The organism is Polaribacter sp. BAL334 (assembly GCF_015767435.1).
GTDB lineage: Bacteria > Bacteroidota > Bacteroidia > Flavobacteriales > Flavobacteriaceae > Polaribacter.
The window spans coordinates 1-1,637 of the sequence record NZ_JADWOV010000143.1 but is presented as its reverse complement, the minus strand read 5'-3'; the positions used below and the strand labels follow the sequence as shown (position 1 = coordinate 1,637).

The window sequence follows — 1,637 nt, the reverse complement described above, 5'->3', positions numbered from 1 at the left end:
ATTTGAAATAAGATTAGGTTCAGTAACTTTCATGGTAATTTCTGAATCCTGTAAATTGGTATATATAATTGTTCTACCTGATGATTCAAGGTATTGTACCAATTCCCTTAGTTCTTCTCTTACACTATCTAACTTTTTCTGTGATATACCTTTATAAAAATCCTGTTTCTTGATACTCTCAATTAATGGTTTTGCTCTCAATACTGCAGGAATAGTATACTTGAAACTCAATCCTTCTGCAATATCAATCAAAGATTCTTCAAACTTCTTCTTGGTGCCTGACATCATTAGTGTTGCCATCTGTAATTTTAACATCATTAGATCAAAACGTCTTGCCATTTCATTGATAGTCTCAGGAACTGGTAATTCAGAAAGATGCTCTTCTATAACATGCACATCATTGCTGTCTAAATTATTCCAACGCACTCTGCTTTTAAATTCATCCACATATTTCAAGTTCATGGCTACTTGAAATCTGGATTTGTCTAAATTATCTACTGCCTTGTGCAATATATCACGCAAGGAATTAGAAAGCTCTACATCCTCTTGTTCCCCAGTTTCTACTAATAACCTACTTAGGTGTAATCTTGATTCAAATATCTGTTGTGTAATAGGTTTTCCTACCTGTGTTTCTTTGCCTTGTTTCTCTACTTCAAAAAACTCAAAATTGCCACAAACATCAAATATTAAAAAGTGGTCTTTAGGTTGTCCTGGTCCAAATATATCCTCACACAATCTTGTTCCTCTTCCTATCATCTGCCAGAATTTAGAATAAGAACGCACAACTTTAAAAAATACCAAATTCAGTACTCTAACTGCATCAATTCCTGTATCCATCATGTCTACAGATACAGCAATCTGTGGGTTTTTCTCAGTGTATTTATCACAGAAATCATCTATTAAACTTTGTGCATGAGATACCTTATTGTGTATCATGGAAATAAACCCTGCAGGTTTATCAGGATATCTTTCAGTAAAGCAATCTACTATGAATTTTGCATGATCTTGGTTTACGGCAAAAATGATGGTTCTGCCTAACTTATCTCCTCCTTCAATCTTCAATCCATTCTGCATCAAAGCATCTAATACCTTGTTGACGGTATCTTTATTGAACAACCATTTGTTCATGGCATTGGCTCTTATCTCCTCAGGAAATAGTCCTGTTGTTTTATCCTCAAAGGTTTCTTCATACTTTTCTCTTTCCTTATCTGTCAAGTCTTTGTACTTAATCCCATCTCTTAAGAAATTGGTAGTAATACCAATATTTTTATAAGGATTTAGGTATTGAGGTACTGCTTGATGCAATTCATATAAAAAAGTTGGATCTTCATTACTACATCCAAAAAGTTCAAAAGTATTATGGTCAATTCCATCTTTTGGAGTTGCAGTCAATCCTACTATAGAAGCATCAAAATAATCAAATATTGCTTTGTATCTATTATATATAGATCGGTGTGCTTCATCTACTATAATCAAGTCAAAATGTCCAACACCATAAAAACGCTCATCAGCATTACGTATGTTGTCTATTTTGTTCATCATACTTGGATAGGTACTGAATACTAATCTAGTGGTATCATTTTCTTTCTCTTCTGTCAAATCTATAGAAGATAAATCAGGCAAGTACTCACTAAAGT

The 1,637-nt window shown here is 33.4% G+C and carries 1 protein-coding gene; it reads right to left on the bottom strand.

Annotation, left to right across the window (positions count from 1 at the left end; translation table 11 throughout):
* The coding region (locus IU405_RS00750; protein ID WP_197436738.1) for a DEAD/DEAH box helicase family protein at window positions 1–1,637 on the bottom strand (1,637 nt) is incomplete at both ends.